Here is an 18,504-nt window from a genome sequence, read left to right as displayed (position 1 = left end):
AATTCCTTATAGCGATGCCTTGGTGGAGTGCCAAAGCACGGGGGCGTCGTATTTTTCCAGCAGGTGGTCGACCCCAAGGGTCAGGGCGAACAGCGCCATGCGAATGAGCACACCGTTGTCGGCCTGGCGGAAGATGGCAAGGCTGGGGTGCTCGTTAAGGTCGTTATCCAGCTCATTGGCCTCGGCCCGCGAATCTCGGGGCAGGGGGTGCATGATCACGGTGTTGGACTTGGCGTGTTGGGTGTAAATGCTTTGATTGAGGCGAAAGCGGCCGCGGTATTGGCGGGCGTCTTCCAAAGACGGAAAGCGCTCTTCCTGGATGCGGGTCAGGTAGCAGATATCGGCTTGGCTGAGGCTGCCTTCGAGGCGGTCGGTAATGACAAACTGGTGGCCGGCATCGTCAAGGATGCCCAGTACTTCGTCAGGCATGGCAAGCTCAGGCGGCGACACCAGGGTAAAGCGAATGTCTTTGTACAGGCGCAGCAGTTTGGCCAAAGAGTGCACGGTGCGGCCATGCTTGAGGTCGCCGACCATGGCGATGTGCATGCCGTCGATGCCCTGGCCGCGGCCCTTTAGCTCTTTCTCGATGGTGTAAAGGTCCAAAAGGGCTTGGGTGGGGTGCTCGTTGGCGCCGTCGCCGCCGTTAATCACCGGCACCCGCGAGCCCTTGGCAAACTCGGCCACCGAGAAGGAGTCGGGGTGGCGCATGGCAATCACGTCCGAGTAGCTTGAAAGCACCCGGGCGGTGTCATAGAGGCTCTCGCCTTTGCTCAGCGACGAACTGGCCAGGCCCACGGTTTCGCGGACCATGCCACCCAACAGGTTGAAGGCGCAGCCAAAACTCACCCGGGTACGGGTGCTGGGCTCGAAAAACAAATTGCCGAGGATGGCCCCTTCCAGCACCTTGGTGCGTTTGCGGCGATGGGCATAGGGTTCCATGCGGTCAGCAACGCCGAAGATGTCGTTAATGGCATCGCGGTCCAGTTGCTTGACGGAAAGGATATTGGTACCGGTGAAATTCATGGGCGTCCTCGTTTGGTGGGGGCAGGGCGCCGTCCAGCTGGGCTGGCCTGGCTGGACCGACATTATAGTGGTTATGGCGTCCTCACAAAAGCCAACTTTTGCGTCGCTTTTGATATACTGCCAAGCCTTCACAACCTACTGACTTCCAACGCCATGCAACCGAAAGCACAGTCAAGCAGCCTGGTCCGGCTTTTTCTCGCAGCCGACAAGGTGCCGCTTTGGCTTTTGCTGCTCTCGGCCCTGGTGGGAGGCATCGCCGGTTTGCTGGCAACCGGCTTTCAGGCCGGCCTGCATCAGGTGCTGGCCTTGCGCCTCGAAGGCATCAGCCTCTGGGCGCAGTGGGGCTTGCCGCGCTGGCTGCTGGCCATGGTGAGCACCGCACTGATGACGGTGCTGGCGCTGTGGCTCACCTTTAAATTCTCCCCTGAAGCGGCCGGCTCCGGCATTCCCGAAATCGAAGGGGCTCTTGATAACCTGCGCCCGGTGCGTTGGTGGCGGGTGCTGCCGGTTAAACTGTTTGGCGGCTTTTTGGCCCAGGGCGGCGGCCTGGTATTGGGCCGCGAAGGGCCGACGGTGCAGCTGGGCGGCGCCGCTGGCAAGATGGTGGCCGACCTTTTCAAGGTCAGTAAAGACAACGCCCATGCGCTGCTGGCGGCAGGGGCGGCGGCCGGTTTGTCGGCGGCCTTTAACGCGCCTTTGGCGGGCGTGTTGTTTGTGATTGAAGAGATGCGCCCGCAGTTTCGCTACGGCCTTATCTCCATCAAATGCGTGCTGATTGGCACCGTGGTGGCCAACGTGGTGTGCCGCGCCTTTCTTGGCCAGCAGGCCTCTATCGAGATGCCAAGCTATAGCGCCCCTGCTCTCAACACCCTGGCCCTGTACCTGCTGCTGGGCGGCCTCTTTGGCGCCTTTGGCATCCTCTTTAATAAAGGGGTGGTTTGGACCCAAGACTGGTACGCCCGCTACCACCAAGGCCAGCTTGGCCGGCGCCTGGTGATTGGCGCCATTTTGGGTGCGGTGCTGGGCATCCTCACCGTGTACGGGCCGGATCTCACCGGTGGCGGCATCGAGATCATCCCGGCGGTGACCGTGGGCAGCTTTACCGTCGGCATGTTGCTGCTGCTCTTTATCGGCCGGGTGGTAACCACCCTGCTGTGCTTTGGCTCAGGGGCGCCGGGGGGCATTTTCGCGCCGATGCTGGCCCTTGGCACCCTCTTTGGCATGTGTTTTGGCTCCCTGAGCCAGAGCCTGCTGCCGGGGCTGGATATCCAACCCGGCACCTTCGCCATTGCCGGCATGGGGGCGCTTTTTGCCGCCACAGTGCGGGCACCATTGACCGGAATTATTTTGGTCATCGAAATGACCAACAACTATCTGCTGATTCTGCCGCTACTCATCACCTGCCTTGGCGCCACCATGGTGGCCCAGGCGCTGGGCGGCAAGCCGCTTTATGGCCAGCTTTTAGCCCGCACCCTGGCGGCAGAGGCCCGGGCCAAAGCCCAGGCCCAACAGATGGATACACAAAAAGAAGCGGCCTCGGCCTGAATAACCTCACAAGGCCCATGGTTGAAGCCGGGGCCTTAGCGGGGGGATAATGTCCGGTACTTTGGTTTTCGGAGTCTCTAATGAGCGAAGCACCCATGCCCATCCAGTTTACCGATGCGGCGGCCCTCAAGGTCAAAGGCCTGATTGAGGAAGAGCAAAACCCTGAGCTGAAACTGCGGGTTTATGTGACCGGTGGCGGCTGCTCTGGGTTCCAGTACGGCTTTACCTTCGACGAGAAGGTAAACGACGGCGACACCCTGATTGAAAAAGAAGGCGTGACCCTGGTGGTTGACCCCATGAGCCTGCAATACCTGGTTGGCGGCACTGTCGACTACACCGAAGGCCTGCAAGGCTCCCGCTTCCTGGTCAATAACCCCAACGCCACCACCACCTGCGGCTGCGGCTCGAGCTTCTCTGTCTAAGCCATAGCCGCAAAAAAAGGCAGCCAGTTGGCTGCCTTTTTTATTGCCTCGCCTCAGCCTTGTGCATCCATTGGCACCAGGGCAGGCAGTTTTCTGGCCATCTCGCGTCTTGCCAAAACATAACTGAGCGCCGCCTGCATAAAGCCCACCCACACCGACCAATGCCAGAGCTCCGTCAGGGCAAAATCCTCCTGGTGCGCCAGGTAAAAGGCGCCGGCTGCAAAGAGTGCCAGGCGGCTGGCGGCAGTAAATAGCGCCGGCCAGGTGTTACCCATGCCCTGGAAGAAACTGGAGCAGGTAAAGTTGATGCCGCTGGCCACAAAGATAAAGGAGATAATGGCCAAAAACTGCTCGGCAAAGGCCAGTACCGCAGGGTCTTGGGTAAAGACCTCGGCCAGGGCCTGGGGCTGCCATTGGCACAGCAGCATGGCGAGGGTCATCAGCACCACTTCAATCAGCAGCGCCTTGTTGAGGGCCTCGCGGATACGCCCTCCCTGGCCAGCGCCGAGGTTCTGGCCGACGATGGCTGGCAGCGCGAAGGACACCGCCATGGCCGGCATAAAGAAGAACTGCATCAACCGGCTACCCACCCCGTAGGCGGCCTGGGCCTGGCTGCCAAAGTCCTTGATAACCCAGTAACTAAGGGCGGTGGAGGCAAACAGCATCAAAAACTCGCCCCCCGAGGGCAGGCCGATATTAAAAAGCTGCTTCCACACCGTGAAGTTGGGTTTGAGCAGGGCAATATCGAGTTTCACCAGGTGCTCTAAGCGCAGGAAATACCAGGCCAATAGCACCACCCCCACCAGCACCGCCAAGGTGCTGGAAAAGGCCGCCCCCATCACCCCCAGCGGGTGCCCGGTTAACCAGCCGGCGGTCATGATGGGGGTGAGGATGATATTGACCAGCACCGTCAGCATCTGCACCACCATGGTGGGTTTAACGATGCCGGTGCCGCGAAGGGCGGCCCCCATGACGCTGCTGACAAACATCAGCGCCAGCCCCGGCAGGTACCAGTGCAGATAAACGATGCCGGCTTGCCGGGTTGGGGCGTCGGCGGCAAGGGACGCCATATAGGTATCTGCTACCCAATAGCCAAAGCCCAAAGTGAGGGCGGTGAGCAGCAGGGCTATCAACAGCGCCTGGTTGAACACCAGGTTGGCATTGCCGGTCTGCCTGGCGCCCACGGCCCTGGCGATAAGGGCCACGGTACCCACGCTCAGCATTTGGGTCAGGGCCATCACCAGCATCATCACGTTGGAAGCGGCATTAACCCCGGCAAGGGCGGTGCTGCCGAGGCTGGCAACGAAGTACAGGTCCACCATCAGGTACAGGGTCTGCACCACCATGCCGACGGTAATGGGCAGGGCCATGGCCAGGATCTGCTTTGTTACCGAGCCTTGAGTGAGATCGCGCATGTTATTTTCGCTCCAACAAGCGTTGGCAAAGGCTGGTCAGCGCCGCGATGTCGCTCTCTGGCAAGGTGCCCAGCAGCTCGTCGGCGCTTTGGTGGAAGGTGGCCTCGGCTTCTGCCAGGCGCTGCTGCCCGGCGGCCGACAGCCTGACCAAGCTGACCCTGGCATCCCGCGGGTTGGCCTCGCGTTCCACCAAGTGCAGCTTTTCCATGGGCAGCAGCAGGCGGGTGACCCCCGAGGCGCTGAGGCCGGTTTGCTCGGCCAAGTCGATACGGCGCAGGCTCATCTGCGGCGCCCGGGCCAGCTGCTGCATTACCTGCAGCTCGGTAAAACTTAGCCCGTGCAGGCTTAAGCGCCGTTCCAGTTGCTTGGTGAGCTGGCTGTTAAGGGCGTTAATCGTCAACAGGGCATCGCTATGAATAGACATTTGCGTCGTGCTTGCTTGATGTTTGAGTATGCAAATATTTGATCGGATTAATGGCCAATGCAAGGCCTTGATGATTATTTTTTGGACGTGGACGTGGACGTGGACGTGGACGCAGGTGGCGCAGTTTGCAGCGGCTCTTGGCGGTACTGGGCCATCAGCGCCTCGGCCCGCTCGGGAAAATACTTCTCCAACAAGGCAAAGAGGCAGGCGGCGGTATCGCTGTCCCAGACGCCATCATAACGGCTGGGGCGAAAATGCATTTGGAACATGGTCACTACGGCCCGGCTCAGGGTGTCCAGTTGGCCGCTGGGCTCCAGGGCGTAGCCGTAGGCGTTTAAGGCCTTTTGCATCAATAAGGTGGACGGCAAGCGTTGCTCGAACAGCTGCCGGTAGCGCGATTGGGTATCGGCGTCGTACCAGGCGCCGACACCGCTCAGGTAAAGCTGGTGCCAGGGAAAGCGCGGGCCAGGGTCGTCCTTGCGAAGAGGGGCTATGTCGGCGTGGCCCACCACCTGGGTAGGGCCGATGTCCGGGTGGCGTTTTAGGATGTCTTGGGCCAGGCCAATTACCAAGGCGATTTGCGCTTTGTCAAAGGGCGGGTAGTCGCAGTGGCGCAGAATAATGCCTTGCGGATAAGGGGGCGGATCGCACTGGGGTACGTTGACAATTTCGATGCCGATGGAGGTATCGTTGAGGTTGCTGCGGCCCTGCCAGTCGCTGGCGCCGGCGTGCCAGGCTCGTTGGTTTTCATCCACCAGTTGGAATATTTTGAGCCTGCCGTAGGGGTAGCTGGGGTCGCCCGATTCGGGCACCAGATAGTGGCTGGAGACATAATCGCCCTTGGCCAGATCTCCAACCGAACCGGCAAAATCCTCGGCGGTAAAGTGCAGCACCAGAAACTGCACCCTGTCGTTGTAACTTTTGGCAGGCATTTGGCTGATGGGCAGGCCGGTGCAGCCGGTCAGCAGCAGGCTTAACAGCCATAACCTCATGGCAAAGTCCTTGAGCGTTTTTCCCCATGCTAGGAGAAAAGCGCCAATCTGCCCAAGCAATGGCTTGTTTTTATTAAGGTTGGGCAGGCTTTGGGGTAGGCTGTGGCGAGCATATCCGAGGTAGGGCAGTGATGCGCCAGCAGATCGAAAAACAGGTACTGAGCCTGACCGGCCTTGCCATTGGCGGGGTGGATTACCATCACCCCAAGCACGACCCCGGTCTTTACGGGCCTGAGTCTATGGTCTGGCAGGTCCACGGCGATTTTACCTCCATGCTCTGCGGCGGTATCGCGGCCCTGCTGCTGCAGATGATGGAGCCGCGCACCCTGGCCGGGGTGTGGGACCACTCCAATTTTCGCCAAGACATGCTGGGGCGCTTGCGCCGTACCGCCCGTTTTATCGCCGCCACGTCCTTTGCCAGTGAAGACCAAGCCCTGACCCTTATCGAGCAGGTTAAGCGCATTCACGGCAAGGTCAGCGGCAGCTGCCCCTACGGCCAGCCCTACAGCGCCAATGACCCGCAATTACTGACCTGGGTGCACGTCACTGAGGTGTCGAGCTTCCTGGCCGCCTACCTTCGCTATAAGGGCCCCTTGAGCCTTGATCAGCAAGACCGCTACTACCAAGAGGCCGCCCGTACCGCCGAGCTTTTAGGGGCAAGGTCGGTGCCTAAAAATCGCCGCCAGGTGGCCGAGTATCTGGAAGCAATGCGGCCGCTTTTAAAAGTGGATGAGCGGACCCGCACCGTTCGCGATCTCCTGCGAGGCGGCCTGGATGGCGCGCCGCATCTCTCCCCGGTTTTGGCGCTGTTTATGGCCGGAGGCTGCGATCTGCTGCCCGGCTGGGCCGCCGAAGCCTTAGAGGTCGATATGAGCGAGCCCAAGCGCCGCTGGGTGCGCCGGGGCATTCATGGCAGTGCCAAAGTGCTGCGCTGGGCGGTGCGCGATAGCGCAAGGCTAAGGGCTCTTACCCGCATGGGGCTTAACTGAGCCCGCTCTCCTTATTCTTTGTCAGGTTTTTTCCCAGCCTTCTCTCTAACCTCCAATTGACAGGTTTTTGCATTGCATTAACAAACCGCCGGAGGACACATGAGCAATCACAACAAGCGGCCGCTGAGCCGCAGAACCGTACTGACCGGCCTAGGCGCGGCCGCCGTTACCTTGCCGTTTTGGACCTTGAGCGGCTGCTCGTCAGATTCAAGTGACACCACTGTTACCAGTACTGACAGCAGCAACAGCGGTTCAACGGGCAGCACTGGCTCAACAGGTACCAGCTCGGATCTCGACCTCAGCTACAGCTGGGCCAGCGGTGGCACCAGCGCCCTGACCGCCAACTTCCCTGACGACAGCCTCTTTGACAGCGCCAGTGCCTGCGCCCTGGCCCTGACCGGCACCCTTACCCAGGGGCCCTGTTACTTCAGCGTTGGTAGTCTCGACGATATTTCAGAGGGCCAGGAGGGCCTGCCGATGCAGCTTTGCCTGCAGGTCATTGACAGCGACTGCAACCCGGTCTCCGGGCTGGAAGTGGAGGTGTGGCACTGTGACGTAGCGGGAATTTACTCTGGCGACACCAGCGATGCCGACGACGGCGGGCAACAATTTAACAGCGCCTTTTGTACCGACAACGACAGCGAAGCGCTGCAATCGAAATGGTTTCGCGGCTATCAGGTGACCGACAGCAGCGGCCGGGTCAATTTTAAAAGCTGCTTTCCCGGCTGGTATTCGAGCCGCACCATCCATATCCATTTCAAAATCACCAGCAACGGCAACCAGGAACTGGTGTCCCAGTTTTGCTTCCCCGACGCCCTGACCGCCAATATCTGCACCACCCAAAGCGATTACGCCAGCCGAGGCATCCAGGACACCACCCTTGCCAGTGGCCGCGACACCGTTTACGGCAGTGATTACGACGACTACCTCTTCGAGTGGCAACAAAACGAAGACGGCTCGCTGCTCGCCTATAAAACCATTCAAATCAGCTGAAAAAGCCGCCCTCGGGCGGCTTTACTCACTCATTCCCGCTTTAACCGCTGGCGCTCTGTAGGTGCAGTCGTAACGGCCTTGGGGGCTTTCCACGTCCAGGCTGTCGCTGCTGTATTGCCAGCCGTTGACGCTGAAACGCACATTGCCTTGGTAGGCAAGGCGGTTGGGGGTAGGGCGGCTGAGTGTGTCCCAGGCCAGCACTTTAAGCTCGCAGCGCGCTGAGCGGGCGGTAAATTCCTGGTACTGAGGGGCGCCGGTTGCGTCGAGGGTTTCGGCGCGATAGGCAATGTCGACGCCTTGGTTCATCAACAAGGGGGCGATGGAGCCGATAACGAGGGGGAGCAGCATAATAAATCCTTTTATCTATGCCAGATGTTCACGCTTTCCTTAAGTAGCCAAAGGTATCACAGAACCGGGGTTTTCACCCGAAAATGGTTAAAAAATATCCTGAGTAAAGCAACAGAGAATTGCGCCAGGTCAGGCGCGGCTTTTGGTGGCCGGTGTTAGGATTAATGCCACTTCCCGCGTTTTTGGGTCCGGTATGCTAAAGCCCTTGTCGTTGCCTCAGCACCTTTGCCACCAAGACACCCACTTGGAGCAGAGCTTTGGGGTGCTTTGCTGGAACACCCAAAAGAAAACCCTGGATAGGCGCTTTCAATATCGGCTGTGGAGCCTGGTGCATCAGTACCCCTCGGCCATGCTGCTGCTCCAAGAGGCCAAGCTGCCCCTTGGCCAGCGTATCAACCTGGCCGGCCTTTCCTACGCCATGGCCCCCAATATCCAGACCGCCTCCCACCAATACGGGGTGCTGACCGCCTCGAACTGCCATTTCAGTGAGCTTGAGCCCTTGCTTAGCCACAGCCGCGAGCTGCGCTTTGCCACCCACAAAAGCGCCATGCTCAGCTGGCATCTGCTGCCTGACGGCCGGCCGCTGCTGGTGGCCAATGTACATGCGGTGAACTTTGTGCATCACAAGCGTTTTTGGGCGGAAATGGAGGAGCTGCGCGGGCGCTTGCACCACCACAACGGGCCTATGGTGGTAGCGGGGGATTTTAATGTCTGGAACCACAAACGAAACGGCTACCTGGCCGCCTTTGCCAAGGAGCTGGGGCTAACCCAGGCGGTGATGGAAAATCCCCACCACATCAAAAGCATGTTCCGCCTGCCCCTGGATTTTATCTTCTACCGTGGCCTGACCTTGGAAGCGGCCATTGCCATCGACACTGACGTCATCTCCGACCACAACCCCATCTACGCCCGCTTTGCCTGTTAAGCCGGTGCCGGTTTTTCTTTATTTTGTGCCGGTGCTTGGCCGAACAGGCGCGCGTATGGCGTGCCAGGCTGGTCTACTAAAGCCCCAGGGCTGACCTGCTGCACCACTTTGCCATGGTCCATGACCAAGATGCGGTCCGCTTTGGCGATGGTGGACTGGCGATGGGCGATGATAAGGGTGGTGCGGCCCGTCATCAGGTTGTCTAAGGCTTCTTGGACCAGCTGCTCACTGGCGCCGTCAAGGGCGCTGGTGGCTTCGTCCAAAATCAACAAGCGCGGGTTTCGCAGCAGCGCCCGAGCAATGGCAATACGTTGCTTCTGACCGCCCGATAACTGCACTCCCCGCTCACCCACTTCGGTATCGTAGCCCTTGGCAAACTGGCTGATAAAGTCGTGAGCATTGGCCTGCCGTGCTGCTGCTTCAATGGCCTGTTGACTAGGAGCCTCGTTGCTGGCGCCAAAGGCGATGTTGTCTTTGATGGTGCCAAAAAAGAGCGAAGGTTCTTGTTCGACCACGGCAACTTGCGCGCGAAGCGCCTGCCAATCGAGTTTGGTACTGTCGATACCGTCAAACAAAAGCTGCCCGGTATCGGGGGTGTAAAAACCCAGCAGCAGGCTGGCAACGGTGGACTTACCGGCCCCCGATGGGCCTACAAGCGCTACCTTTTCACCCTGGTGAAGAGCCAGGTTAACTTGGTCAAGGGCTAGCTTGTCTGGGCGCCCTGGGTAGGCAAAACTGACATTCTCGAAGCGAATCGCGTGAGCTTTGGCAACAAGGCCTTTCGGTGGGTCAGGCCTATCGCCATCCAGTAGCTTGAACAGGTGTTGCGTGGCTCCCAGGGCCCGCATCCATTCGCTCCAGAAGTTACTGATGGCCCCTGCTGATGCTGTCACCATGGCCGAATAGAGCACAAAGCTGGTCAGCTCCCCCACGCTAAGGGCATGGCTGGCGATAAGGTTGGCGCCCAACCACAGGGTAAGTACCAGTACTAGGTAAATCAGCAAGCTGGAAAACCCTTGGAAACGAGCCAGATAGCGAGTTCGCCCTAGTGATTGCCCAAATGCCTCGGTCGTTGCTTGCTGGTAACGGTGTTGTGCTAACGGCTGGCGATTGAAGGCTTGCACCAAACGGATATTAGACAGGTTCTCGTGGGCAACTTGGCCGCATAGGGCTTGGCTAGCCTGGATCTCTGCCGAGCGGGCTTGAATTTGTCTGCCCACCTTTTTGCCTAAGTAGAGACTGAGCGGAATAAAGGGCAGCATCGCCAAGCTCAGCAAAGGGGAGGTGGCGATCAGCAATACGATGCCGCCAACACAAACCAGTGCTGAGCGCAGGGAGATGGCCATGCCCATGGTGAAAGTGTCTTGCAGTGCTTCCACATCAGCACTCAGCCTGTTGGTCAGCTCGCCAACATTATGCCGGTCGAAAAAAGCCACCTCTTGGCGTAGCAACACCCGGTGCACCTGTTCTCTTACGGCTGTAACCAGCATCAATCCGGTTGATTCAAACAAGTAATAACGCAGCGCTGTTGCTCCGGCCTGAACCAGCAGTAGCGCAAGCATCATCAGTGCAAAGCGGCTGAACCACCCCGGCGCCTGGATTTGCCCAAGGTGGTCGATAAAGTAGGCCAGGGCCTTGGGGTAGAGGAGCTGAATCACAACAGTGACGGACATTGCTGCCAGTCCTGAAAGGAGTCGCCAGCGATAAGGCTTAAGGAGTGCTAGCCGTCGCCAGTGGGTGTTCATGAGCTAGCTGCCAGTTCTTGACGAATTTGCTGCATTTGCTCGGCAAAGCTCTGCCAGTTTTCATCGCCAATATGACCGCCTGCCTCCAACTGCCCAAGGTGATCAACGAAGAGGTAAAAGGGGCTACTCAACGTGGGGTTAAGGCGTTTATGTTGCCTGGCTGCCACCCGGACGACTCTGGACAACAGCGGCGTGCTGGCCAAAAAGCGCCGGAGCCTAGCACTACTTTCGGTGCTCACCAGCCAAAGTTGTAAGCCGGCTGGTTCGGCCAGCTCAGCCAACTCGGTTATCTGCGGCAGCTTTTCTCGGCATTTAGGGCACTTGCTGGACAAAAACAGCAGGGCACTGGCCTTCCCTTCTTGGCCCAGAGCCAGCTTGGTTCCTTGAAGGCTCTTGCCAACTACGGCTGCTAACGGCTCGCCAGGCACTGTGGGCAGTAGTTCCGGTATTTGGGGCGGCTCATCGAGTCGTCTCAGTATCCGAAACGTCAGGTACAGATTGAGCGCCACACTCAAAGACAGCAGTAGCAGTACCCACTGGCTGAGATTCATAGGGATGAGCCTTGCCGGTAAAAGAGCGCCTCAACCGTTTCATGAAGGTGTACCAGCCATTGCACCAGTACCAATGCCAGGGCGCCTAGCACGAGTTCGGTCGAAAACGGCAGTGGATGAGGTTCGGCGCCAAACAGGAGGTAGCTGGCAATCATTGCTAATAGCAGCAGATTTCGAGCGATATCCCAGTGAGAAAGAGGCCTGCTGCTCCTGCCAAAACAGTGGCAGCGAAGGTTCCCTTCCTGGTAGTAACGCCAGCTCACCACGGCGGTGAATACACTTAAAGCCAGCAAGGCGGTAAGCATAGCTGCAAGCCGACCGTGCCTGCTCAGCAGCAAGGTTGTAGCCAATAGGGCTTCAAAGGTGCAAAGCCCGGCGCTCAATGGGCCAGCGTGAAAAGGCTTTATCCCGAAACTTTCTACCAGATTGTGGCGAAACGCTTCAATAAATCGGAATTTCCCTATGGCCGAGAAGGCAAAAAAGAGCCCGGTCAGCAACCGCGTTAACGTGGCAAAGCCGTCGGCTGTGCTCATTACCAAACCTCCTCGCGCCATAGTCCTTGTTGTGCCATGTCGGCATTGCGGATACGCAGCCAGCAATATTCAGGGGTAGCGATCATTGCATCCTGCCAATCGTTCTCCGCAGAGCGTGCAGCTCCGCCTACCAAGGCCTGTAACGCCAAGGATGCCTCCCAAGCCTGGGCTTCTATCTCGTCGTCTCGGCTGACCTTAAGGCCCAAGGCCAGCAGCTCTTCAGCCGTAAGGGCGTAATCATGGGAGTGGTAGCCAAACATCAAGGTTTGGACCAAGGCGTGGCGTTGCGCGCTTGCCATCGCTGGTAATTGGAAAGCCAGTAATTGCTCACCAACGTCTTGCAGTTCCAGGGTGCTGCGATAAAAGGCCGTCAAAGTGGGTGGAAAAATGCTCTGACACAAGAGCGATAAAGCTTGCTGCTCGGCTTGTTGCTGGTCATGACCGAACCAGTCTTGGCAAAGGGCAGCAAAGCGGCGGATGTCCTGGCAAGACATGGCCTGTGGCGCCCCATCGGGGCCGCTGCCATGCAATAAAGGGTCAATGGGGGAAAACAGGGCTAGATCGCCCGCTATTATTTCGTCGCCTGCCAGGGTTAGCAGGGTGGCTGCCGATTGGCAGTGATAGGGCACAATAAAGGTCAGGTGCTGGCAGTACCGTCTTAGCAGCAGGGCAATTCTGCGTGTGGCGTTGACCTCGCCGCCTCTTGCTTGAAGCAGCACGTCTAGCTGCCCCACCTTTCCCATTCGCCGAAGGCTTTGTTGCAACCTGGGCAGTAGCTCAAGGTCAAGGTGTGAGGCACTTATTACCAAGAGCTGGCGTTGCCGGTGTTGGCTTAAGCGAATCAACGTACTTTTTAGGCCTGCCATTATTGACTGCGCCATTGGGCCTCCTTGACCAAGGTGTCGGCCAGGCATTGCATCAAGCCAAATTCCGGCACTAACTGCTCAACGTAGAGAAACTGGCCGTTGGGGTTATTCTCCAAAAAAACGTACTCGTTGCTTGGGGTAACAATGAGGTCCAAGGCGCTGTAGTTAAGGCCGTAGCTTCGCATCAGGTAGCGGCAACGTTCGGCAACGGAAGGGGGCAACTCTGTGGCTTGGTAACGTATGGGAGCAGACATGTCTCGCGAGTCGATTTGGGTTCGAGGGTCATCTTGAGAGTGGATCTTGGCGGCGAACAGGGCGTCTCCAATCAGAGTGACTCTCAGCTCGTACTGCTTGGGGATGTATTCCTGAAAATGGCAGGGAAGCTCTTGCACGCCATCGAGTTCGCTAAGTAACTCATCGGTTATCAAGGTGGTTGGCAGGCCATGGCTGACACGCTCATCGTCACTGACTTGATCGGCCGCCAAATGCGGGCTGGAAAGGGATTTAAAGATAATGTCACTGCCAATCTGTGCCTTGAACTCGCTTACTGTCTTAGGGCAGTTGGTTATCAGGGAGCGGGGCACCCGAAACCCCAACCGCTCCGCTCTTTTCAATTGTTCTGCTTTCCAAATGGCGCCGCGCATTTGCATGGGATGGCTCATCCAGAAGCAATCAAGACAATAAAGCCAACCAAACATTGCCTGGTCGGTTTCCTGCTGCGCGTAAGCCTGTTCCTGTGCGCTGAGATCCGAGCTTAAAAAGGCATAGGGCGCTGGCTTGCGGATCCAGGTGGCGCCCACATCTTCAAGAGCCAGCCGTTGGCCGGTGGGCAGATGGATCAGCAGGCTTTGGGGCGCTGAGGGGCCAAAATGCTGAGTAAGTTGATAATCCCGGGGAAAGTGGTCGAGATTAATCCGAAACGGTCGATGCCCCCTGACATGCAGCAGAGGCTCAAGCAGGTCGGCGTGCAGATCGCCGCTGTGGGTGACTATCAGAATTTTTTTGGTCATGGGTTTGGCGCTTGAAAAAAGCCTTGAGCAGAGCCCAAGGCTTTCGGCATTGCCGGCTTAGCAATAAACGCCGCCGTCGTAGGAGGTTTGAGTGGAAGCGCGGGTAAAGGGCCCGGTGCAGGCGGCAGTGGCGACGTTGTCGCGGGCGGTCCACTTCTGCTGTTTCACGTCCTGCTTCTTCTCGGCCAATTTAAAGGCAAACAGCTTGGTGTCTTTTTGCTTGTTCATCTTTGATTCCTTCCATGATGTAGCGAATGTGATTGAGCAAGAGGACCCTGCTCAATCAAGACGTTAACGAGCATAAATTAACCTGTCAACAAGTTGTTATTTTTTGTTCTCTTGGATTATTGCTGGCTTTGATGGCAGTACTGATTGGAGTAAAGAGCCTTCCATGGCCCTTGATACTTATGGCTCGCTGCGGCCTGGGCCAAGCAGCGGGCACAGGAAGTACATGTCTTCTTGGTCCATCTGGCCGTTGCCGTTGAGATCTATCCACCAGCGGCCGCCAAGGTAGCCCGCATCGCCGGGGCCAAACTCGGTTTGGGCACCATCGGGGCCCATGACCAGCTGTTGGAATCGGCCTGAGCCGGGCAGGGCATCGACGGCGGCAAAGGTGTCGAAGTACAAGCCCTGGCTGGTGACATAAATGGGGGTGCCGCCGCTTCGCCGACCTTGGTTGTTGCCAGGGTCGGCGAGGGCGAGGGGCGACAGCAGGCCAAGGGCCAGGGCCGCCATGGTGAGGGTTTTCATCTTGCCTCCCGTGTTGTGAGTAAGGGGCAAGCACAAAGGACCGGGCGGCGGGCTAGTGGCTTTCAGTCAAGGCCCATGCAGTTGGCGTAGTAGGTGACGGTGCCGGGCCAGTCGCTGAAGATGGCCTTCACCCCTACCTGGCGGGCCAGCACGTCCAGCAGCGCCATTCGGTCGCCGTCCTTGTGGATGGCTTTTACAATGCTTTGGTAATACCAGCCGCCACCTCCGGCCAGGGGCCCGGCCCGCTCAAAGCTCCAGGTGATGATGTCAAGACCGGCGGCCTTGGCCGCTTTGGCATAGGCAGAGGGGACTATCTGGCCGTTCTCGTCCAGGGTCACCAGCATCCACAGCGGCGGCGCCAGGATATTCACCCCTTCTGCCTTTAGCTCGGCCATGGAAGGCTGCCAACTGGCGGCGTTCATGGGGTCAAAACCCGGTTGCTCGTCGCGCTCGTCAAGAAAGACCCCTTGTTTGCCAAAGGCCGGGGCGGCTTTGAGCCAGTAGCGGATGTCTTCAAGGTTAAAGGACTGGGGGAAGACGTCTTTGGGGTCGATGCCGGCGTCGACAAAGGTGTCGATGAGTTTTTGGGCGTAGGCCTGCTGGGTCATGCCGCTAAAGGGCATCTTCACCATGGGCGCCTTGAGCTCGGGGGTTTGTTTGACGCCGAGCTTTTTAAAGAGCGCGATGCTCTCTTTTAAGGTCATCAGGGTGCCGGTCTGGCTGTATAGGTCGGTGCGCCAGCCCGGGGTGCCCAAGAGGTACTGGGCCGGGGTTTGGGCTTTGGGGTTAAAGCCGTCCATCTTGCCTTTAAGGCGCTTGAATTCGGCGAGGGTGAAATCGCTGGTGCAGCACTGCGCTTGGGCGGGCTGGTCGCCGTTTGCCGGGGTAAAGGGGACCGAGCATTTGGCGGCAAGGTCGGGGATGAGCAGCACATTGGTGGTGGTGGCCAGATCGCACTGGCTGTGGCGGCACACCAGCTCTTTGTCTTTGGTAAAGGTGACGTCGCATTCGAGGGTGCCCGCTCCCATTACGGCCCCGGCCTGGTAGGCCTCTTTGGTGTGCTCGGGAAATTGCAGCGGCGCGCCGCGGTGGCCAAACACGAAATCGCTGCGATAAAAGGGCCCTTTGCGGCACTGCTCCAGGCGGTCTTTAAGGGGGCCTGGGCTCATGTCATCGACCAGATAAAAGGGGCGTGGCCCCACCTGGGCCGGTACTTTGGGGGCCGATTGGCAGCCGCCAAGGGCCAGGCAGGTAAGCAGTAGGTAGCGCAGCATCGGGGGTCCTTGTCCGGGTGTTTTCCCTACCTTACCCAAGCTGAGTGACAATTGATGCAGTGTGAGCCGGCTCTTTGCTTATTCCTGGCTGGGCAGCATGGCGTCCAGATCCAGGGTGGCTTCCTTACCGATGCGGTGGCCGTGTTCGGCCAGGAACTGCTCGGCGGCGCGGCGCCCTTCGTCCCTTAGCACCATCAGGAAGGACCATTCGGCGTTGAGCTTGGAGGAGTAGTCGAGCTTGAGCATCATGTCGGTGGTGATGCGGTGCATGCGCATGGTGGCCCAGCGGTTGCCCTCCTGGAATTGCGAGCAGATGCTGCGCCGTAAAAAAGCGATCATCCGCAGCTCCTTTAACAGCCCGGCGTTAAAAGAAACCTCGTTGATGCGGTTGGTGATGGCGTGGGCGGTGGTGGGGATTTCATCGCGCAGCACCGGGTTTATCTGCACCAAAATGGTGTCGTTGGCGCTTGAGCCCAGCATCAGCGGGCCAAGGGTTGGGTTACCGGAGTAGCCGCCGTCCCAGTAGTATTCACCGTCTATTTCCACGGCGTGATAGAGGGTGGGCAGGCAGGCCGAGGCCAGCAGCACGGCGGTGCTCATTTGCTCTTGGCGGAACACCTTGCCGGCGCCGGTGTGCACGTTGGTGGCGCTGATAAAAAGCTTGATGGGGCCATTGGCGATACGCTCGAAATCCAGGCAGTTGTCTAGGATCATCGCCAGCGGGTTGCCGCCGTAGGGGTTGAGATCGTAAGGAGAGAACATGCGAGCGGTCATGTCCATCAGTTGGTAGGCCGGCGAGTTCTCCAGCGACCAACTGCCCAGCAGCACATTGAGCGGGGTGCGCTGAATGGGGCTGAACATGGCGGCATTGGCCACCATTCGCCAGAACTGGTGCAACTTTCGGCGGGCACCCACCCGGCCCTCTTCGGCGTAGCCGTCCACCAGCACCGCCGCGTTCATGGCCCCGGCGGAGGTGCCGGAAATGCCCTCTATAGTCAGCCATTCTTCCTGCAGTAACCTATCCAGCACGCCCCAGGTAAAGGCGCCGTGGGAGCCGCCGCCTTGTAACGCCAGATCCACCGATACCTCTTGTTGTGCTGTCGCCATTACGTCTTTCCTCCGGGCAAAACATAGGTTGCCGCCAGCCTCTATCAAGGGGGCTGACGGCGGGAGTTATGTGGGCTGCGAAATGCTGAGGTGACGGCCAAGTCTTGGCTTGGGCTCGCTGATTATCTGTTTAGCCTAGGAGAGTTTCGGGCAACATCAAGGCCGGCAACAGAATGTAATAAAAGGGTTATTTAGGCAGGAACAGGCGTGCCTTAAAAATCCAAATTGAATTTTTATGTTTTTATATTGATTTTTTATTCTTGTGGCGTGATAGTGCTGCCATGCAACCTGATGCCTGTTTTTCAAGCCCCGCTCAGTACCGACGCCTCCTTTGGCGCCGCGGCTGAGCTTGGTGTATCGCGCCCAAGCCGCAGCCGTCGCTGCGGTTTTTTATTGCCTGGAGACCCTATGACCAGCCCCGACTATTCCGCTCTTATCCCCGTAGCCAAGCGCCCCGGGCAACTCTTTGTCAAAGGGCAGGGAGGTTATCTGTTTGACGATACCAACAAGGGCTACCTGGATCTGGTGCAGGGCTGGGCGGTAAATACCCTGGGCCATAGCCCTTTGGTCATGCAAGAAGCCCTGGCCCGCCAAGCCGCTACCCTGGTGAACGCCAGCCCCGGTTTTTACAACGGCCCCATGGTGGAGCTCGCCAACACCCTGGTGAAGCATTCGGTGTTCGACCAGGTGTTTTTTGCCTCCAGCGGCGCCGAGGCCAACGAAGGTGCCATCAAGCTGGCCCGCCGCTGGGGCCAAAAACACAAGAACGGCGCCTTTAAAATCATCACCTTCGAAGGGGGGTTTCACGGCCGCACCCTGGCCTGTATGTCTGCCTGCGGCAAACCGGCCTTTGAGGCGCTGTTCGAGCCCAAGGTGCCGGGCTTTATCAAGGTGCCTTTTAACGACTTGGCGGCGGTAGCGGCGGCCATGGACGACGCCACGGTGGCGGTGATGCTCGAACCCATCCAAGGGGAGGCGGGGGTAGTGGAGGCTAGCGGCGATTTCCTGCAAGGCCTGGCTGCCCTTTGCCAGGCACAAAATGCGCTGCTCATTTTTGACGAGGTACAGACCGGCATTGGCCGCACCGGCAAGCTCTTTGCCTATGAGCACCACGGCATCAAGCCCCATATCATGACCCTGGCCAAGGGCCTGGGCGGCGGCGTGCCGCTGTCGGCGATGCTGATAGATAACGCGGTCAGCTGCTTTGAATACGGCGACCAGGGCGGCACCTTCAGCGGCAACCCGCTGATGTGCGCCGTGGGCCAGGCTATGGTAGAGGCGGTCACCGCCCCCGGCTTTTTGGATGGGGTCAATGCCCGCAGCCAGCAATTGAAAGAAGGCCTGGGTCTGCTGAGCGCCAAGTACGGCCTTGGCGAGGTGCGGGGCCAGGGCCTGCTGCTGGCGCTCAATACCGGGATGCTGGATGCCAGCGCCTTGGTGGAAAAGGCTATGGCGCTGGGGCTCCTTATCAACGCCCCCAGGGCCAATACCCTGCGCTTTATGCCAGCGCTCAATATCAGCGAGGCCGAAGTGGCCGAGGCCCTTGGCCTATTGGATAAGCTCTTCAAACAATAAAAAGGGAGGCTTTGCCT

The 18,504-nt window shown here is 58.7% G+C and carries 20 protein-coding genes; 6 read left to right on the top strand and 14 right to left on the bottom strand.

The features are described from left to right. Nucleotides 1-6: 6 nt before the first annotated feature. Nucleotides 7-1,023 carry an aspartate carbamoyltransferase gene (locus tag AC22G1_RS15945; RefSeq protein WP_487314238.1) on the bottom strand — a complete coding sequence of 339 codons (1,017 nt, stop codon included), beginning with the start codon at nucleotides 1,021-1,023 and terminating at the stop codon, nucleotides 7-9. A 153-nt stretch (nucleotides 1,024-1,176) separates the two neighbouring features. Here AC22G1_RS15945 and clcA point away from each other — a divergent pair, with 153 nt between their 5' ends. Beyond that, nucleotides 1,177-2,568: a H(+)/Cl(-) exchange transporter ClcA gene (gene clcA / locus AC22G1_RS15940; protein WP_487314237.1), complete on the top strand. Its 1,392-nt coding sequence runs from the start codon at nucleotides 1,177-1,179 to the stop codon at nucleotides 2,566-2,568. A gap of 80 nt (nucleotides 2,569-2,648) precedes the next feature. Continuing rightward, nucleotides 2,649-2,990, top strand: a complete 342-nt coding sequence (erpA, locus tag AC22G1_RS15935; RefSeq protein ID WP_050657756.1) for an iron-sulfur cluster insertion protein ErpA — start codon at nucleotides 2,649-2,651, stop codon at nucleotides 2,988-2,990. 53 nt (nucleotides 2,991-3,043) lie between these two features. Here erpA and AC22G1_RS15930 read toward each other — a convergent pair whose 3' ends face one another. The 3 genes from AC22G1_RS15930 to AC22G1_RS15920 form a co-directional block, all read right to left on the bottom strand. Next, a complete protein-coding gene (locus AC22G1_RS15930) occupies nucleotides 3,044-4,405 on the bottom strand; it encodes an MATE family efflux transporter (RefSeq protein WP_487314236.1) in 1,362 nt (453 codons plus the stop codon). A 1-nt stretch (nucleotide 4,406) separates the two neighbouring features. Then, nucleotides 4,407-4,829, bottom strand: coding sequence for a MarR family winged helix-turn-helix transcriptional regulator (locus tag AC22G1_RS15925; protein ID WP_487314235.1), 423 nt, complete (start codon nucleotides 4,827-4,829; stop codon nucleotides 4,407-4,409). A 74-nt stretch (nucleotides 4,830-4,903) separates the two neighbouring features. Continuing rightward, nucleotides 4,904-5,761 (bottom strand): N-acetylmuramoyl-L-alanine amidase, encoded by an 858-nt coding sequence (locus tag AC22G1_RS15920; RefSeq protein ID WP_487316739.1) that lies wholly within the window; start codon nucleotides 5,759-5,761, stop codon nucleotides 4,904-4,906. A gap of 191 nt (nucleotides 5,762-5,952) precedes the next feature. Between AC22G1_RS15920 and AC22G1_RS15915 the strand changes: the two genes are divergently transcribed. Continuing rightward, nucleotides 5,953-6,810, top strand: coding sequence for an oxygenase MpaB family protein (locus AC22G1_RS15915; protein WP_487314234.1), 858 nt, complete (start codon nucleotides 5,953-5,955; stop codon nucleotides 6,808-6,810). 99 nt (nucleotides 6,811-6,909) lie between these two features. After that, nucleotides 6,910-7,803: a dioxygenase family protein gene (locus AC22G1_RS15910; RefSeq protein WP_487314233.1), complete on the top strand. Its 894-nt coding sequence runs from the start codon at nucleotides 6,910-6,912 to the stop codon at nucleotides 7,801-7,803. A 21-nt stretch (nucleotides 7,804-7,824) separates the two neighbouring features. Here the strand turns inward: AC22G1_RS15910 and AC22G1_RS15905 are convergent, their stop codons facing one another. Further along, the gene (locus AC22G1_RS15905; protein ID WP_487314232.1) at nucleotides 7,825-8,151 is read right to left on the bottom strand and encodes a hypothetical protein; all 327 of its coding nucleotides are present in this window, start codon (nucleotides 8,149-8,151) and stop codon (nucleotides 7,825-7,827) included. Between the two features lie 193 nt (nucleotides 8,152-8,344). Here AC22G1_RS15905 and AC22G1_RS15900 point away from each other — a divergent pair, with 193 nt between their 5' ends. Beyond that, nucleotides 8,345-9,076 carry an endonuclease/exonuclease/phosphatase family protein gene (locus AC22G1_RS15900; RefSeq protein ID WP_487314231.1) on the top strand — a complete coding sequence of 244 codons (732 nt, stop codon included), beginning with the start codon at nucleotides 8,345-8,347 and terminating at the stop codon, nucleotides 9,074-9,076. Here AC22G1_RS15900 and AC22G1_RS15895 read toward each other — a convergent pair. The 9 genes from AC22G1_RS15895 to AC22G1_RS15855 all read right to left on the bottom strand — a co-directional run bounded on the left by AC22G1_RS15895 (nucleotide 9,073) and on the right by AC22G1_RS15855 (nucleotide 16,912). Then, on the bottom strand, nucleotides 9,073-10,749 hold the full coding sequence (locus AC22G1_RS15895) for an ABC transporter ATP-binding protein (protein ID WP_487314230.1): 1,677 nt from the start codon (nucleotides 10,747-10,749) through the stop codon (nucleotides 9,073-9,075). The two genes, AC22G1_RS15900 and AC22G1_RS15895, sit on opposite strands and share 4 nt — an antisense overlap. A 68-nt stretch (nucleotides 10,750-10,817) precedes the next feature. Then, nucleotides 10,818-11,372 (bottom strand): TlpA family protein disulfide reductase, encoded by a 555-nt coding sequence (locus AC22G1_RS15890; RefSeq protein ID WP_487314229.1) that lies wholly within the window; start codon nucleotides 11,370-11,372, stop codon nucleotides 10,818-10,820. After that, a complete protein-coding gene (locus AC22G1_RS15885) occupies nucleotides 11,369-11,905 on the bottom strand; it encodes a MauE/DoxX family redox-associated membrane protein (protein WP_487314228.1) in 537 nt (178 codons plus the stop codon). The genes AC22G1_RS15890 and AC22G1_RS15885 overlap by 4 nt, the downstream gene beginning before the upstream one ends. Beyond that, a complete protein-coding gene (locus AC22G1_RS15880) occupies nucleotides 11,905-12,771 on the bottom strand; it encodes an SDH family Clp fold serine proteinase (RefSeq protein WP_487316738.1) in 867 nt (288 codons plus the stop codon). The genes AC22G1_RS15885 and AC22G1_RS15880 overlap by 1 nt, the downstream gene beginning before the upstream one ends. After that, nucleotides 12,771-13,781, bottom strand: a complete 1,011-nt coding sequence (locus AC22G1_RS15875; protein WP_487314227.1) for an MvdC/MvdD family ATP grasp protein — start codon at nucleotides 13,779-13,781, stop codon at nucleotides 12,771-12,773. The genes AC22G1_RS15880 and AC22G1_RS15875 overlap by 1 nt, the downstream gene beginning before the upstream one ends. Before the next feature lie 57 nt (nucleotides 13,782-13,838). Next, nucleotides 13,839-14,009, bottom strand: coding sequence for a hypothetical protein (locus AC22G1_RS15870; protein WP_198173976.1), 171 nt, complete (start codon nucleotides 14,007-14,009; stop codon nucleotides 13,839-13,841). A gap of 177 nt (nucleotides 14,010-14,186) precedes the next feature. After that, entirely contained in the window at nucleotides 14,187-14,531 is a 345-nt protein-coding gene (locus tag AC22G1_RS15865; RefSeq protein ID WP_487314226.1) for a hypothetical protein, read from the bottom strand. Between the two features lie 62 nt (nucleotides 14,532-14,593). Next, nucleotides 14,594-15,805 carry a glycerophosphodiester phosphodiesterase family protein gene (locus AC22G1_RS15860; protein WP_487314225.1) on the bottom strand — a complete coding sequence of 404 codons (1,212 nt, stop codon included), beginning with the start codon at nucleotides 15,803-15,805 and terminating at the stop codon, nucleotides 14,594-14,596. 78 nt (nucleotides 15,806-15,883) lie between these two features. After that, complete coding sequence (locus AC22G1_RS15855) at nucleotides 15,884-16,912, bottom strand: patatin-like phospholipase family protein (protein ID WP_487314224.1); 1,029 nt, start codon at nucleotides 16,910-16,912, stop codon at nucleotides 15,884-15,886. Nucleotides 16,913-17,320: 408 nt separating this feature from the next. Here AC22G1_RS15855 and AC22G1_RS15850 point away from each other — a divergent pair, with 408 nt between their 5' ends. Beyond that, on the top strand, nucleotides 17,321-18,487 hold the full coding sequence (locus AC22G1_RS15850; RefSeq protein ID WP_487314223.1) for an acetylornithine transaminase: 1,167 nt from the start codon (nucleotides 17,321-17,323) through the stop codon (nucleotides 18,485-18,487). The last annotated feature ends 17 nt before the right edge of the window (nucleotides 18,488-18,504 follow it).

The sequence above is a fragment of the Gallaecimonas zhanjiangensis genome (assembly GCF_057624825.1).
This window is presented reverse-complemented; position numbering and strand designations above follow the sequence as displayed.

What these genes read in the sequence shown, in the direction of transcription:
- AC22G1_RS15905 (WP_487314232.1), bottom strand. Translation starts at nt 8,151, where the DNA reads ATGCTGCTCCCCCTCGTTATCGGCTCCATCGCCCCCTTGTTGATGAAC.
- AC22G1_RS15930 (WP_487314236.1), bottom strand. Translation starts at nt 4,405, where the DNA reads ATGCGCGATCTCACTCAAGGCTCGGTAACAAAGCAGATCCTGGCCATG.
- AC22G1_RS15865 (WP_487314226.1), bottom strand. Translation starts at nt 14,531, where the DNA reads ATGAAAACCCTCACCATGGCGGCCCTGGCCCTTGGCCTGCTGTCGCCC.
- AC22G1_RS15880 (WP_487316738.1), bottom strand. Translation starts at nt 12,771, where the DNA reads ATGGCAGGCCTAAAAAGTACGTTGATTCGCTTAAGCCAACACCGGCAA.
- AC22G1_RS15870 (WP_198173976.1), bottom strand. Translation starts at nt 14,009, where the DNA reads ATGAACAAGCAAAAAGACACCAAGCTGTTTGCCTTTAAATTGGCCGAG.
- AC22G1_RS15885 (WP_487314228.1), bottom strand. Translation starts at nt 11,905, where the DNA reads ATGAGCACAGCCGACGGCTTTGCCACGTTAACGCGGTTGCTGACCGGG.
- AC22G1_RS15945 (WP_487314238.1), bottom strand. Translation starts at nt 1,023, where the DNA reads ATGAATTTCACCGGTACCAATATCCTTTCCGTCAAGCAACTGGACCGC.
- AC22G1_RS15925 (WP_487314235.1), bottom strand. Translation starts at nt 4,829, where the DNA reads ATGTCTATTCATAGCGATGCCCTGTTGACGATTAACGCCCTTAACAGC.
- erpA (WP_050657756.1), top strand. Translation starts at nt 2,649, where the DNA reads ATGAGCGAAGCACCCATGCCCATCCAGTTTACCGATGCGGCGGCCCTC.
- AC22G1_RS15890 (WP_487314229.1), bottom strand. Translation starts at nt 11,372, where the DNA reads ATGAATCTCAGCCAGTGGGTACTGCTACTGCTGTCTTTGAGTGTGGCG.
- AC22G1_RS15875 (WP_487314227.1), bottom strand. Translation starts at nt 13,781, where the DNA reads ATGACCAAAAAAATTCTGATAGTCACCCACAGCGGCGATCTGCACGCC.
- AC22G1_RS15895 (WP_487314230.1), bottom strand. Translation starts at nt 10,749, where the DNA reads ATGTCCGTCACTGTTGTGATTCAGCTCCTCTACCCCAAGGCCCTGGCC.
- AC22G1_RS15910 (WP_487314233.1), top strand. Translation starts at nt 6,910, where the DNA reads ATGAGCAATCACAACAAGCGGCCGCTGAGCCGCAGAACCGTACTGACC.
- AC22G1_RS15920 (WP_487316739.1), bottom strand. Translation starts at nt 5,761, where the DNA reads ATGCCTGCCAAAAGTTACAACGACAGGGTGCAGTTTCTGGTGCTGCAC.
- clcA (WP_487314237.1), top strand. Translation starts at nt 1,177, where the DNA reads ATGCAACCGAAAGCACAGTCAAGCAGCCTGGTCCGGCTTTTTCTCGCA.
- AC22G1_RS15860 (WP_487314225.1), bottom strand. Translation starts at nt 15,805, where the DNA reads ATGCTGCGCTACCTACTGCTTACCTGCCTGGCCCTTGGCGGCTGCCAA.
- AC22G1_RS15900 (WP_487314231.1), top strand. Translation starts at nt 8,345, where the DNA reads ATGCTAAAGCCCTTGTCGTTGCCTCAGCACCTTTGCCACCAAGACACC.
- AC22G1_RS15915 (WP_487314234.1), top strand. Translation starts at nt 5,953, where the DNA reads ATGCGCCAGCAGATCGAAAAACAGGTACTGAGCCTGACCGGCCTTGCC.
- AC22G1_RS15855 (WP_487314224.1), bottom strand. Translation starts at nt 16,912, where the DNA reads ATGGCGACAGCACAACAAGAGGTATCGGTGGATCTGGCGTTACAAGGC.
- AC22G1_RS15850 (WP_487314223.1), top strand. Translation starts at nt 17,321, where the DNA reads ATGACCAGCCCCGACTATTCCGCTCTTATCCCCGTAGCCAAGCGCCCC.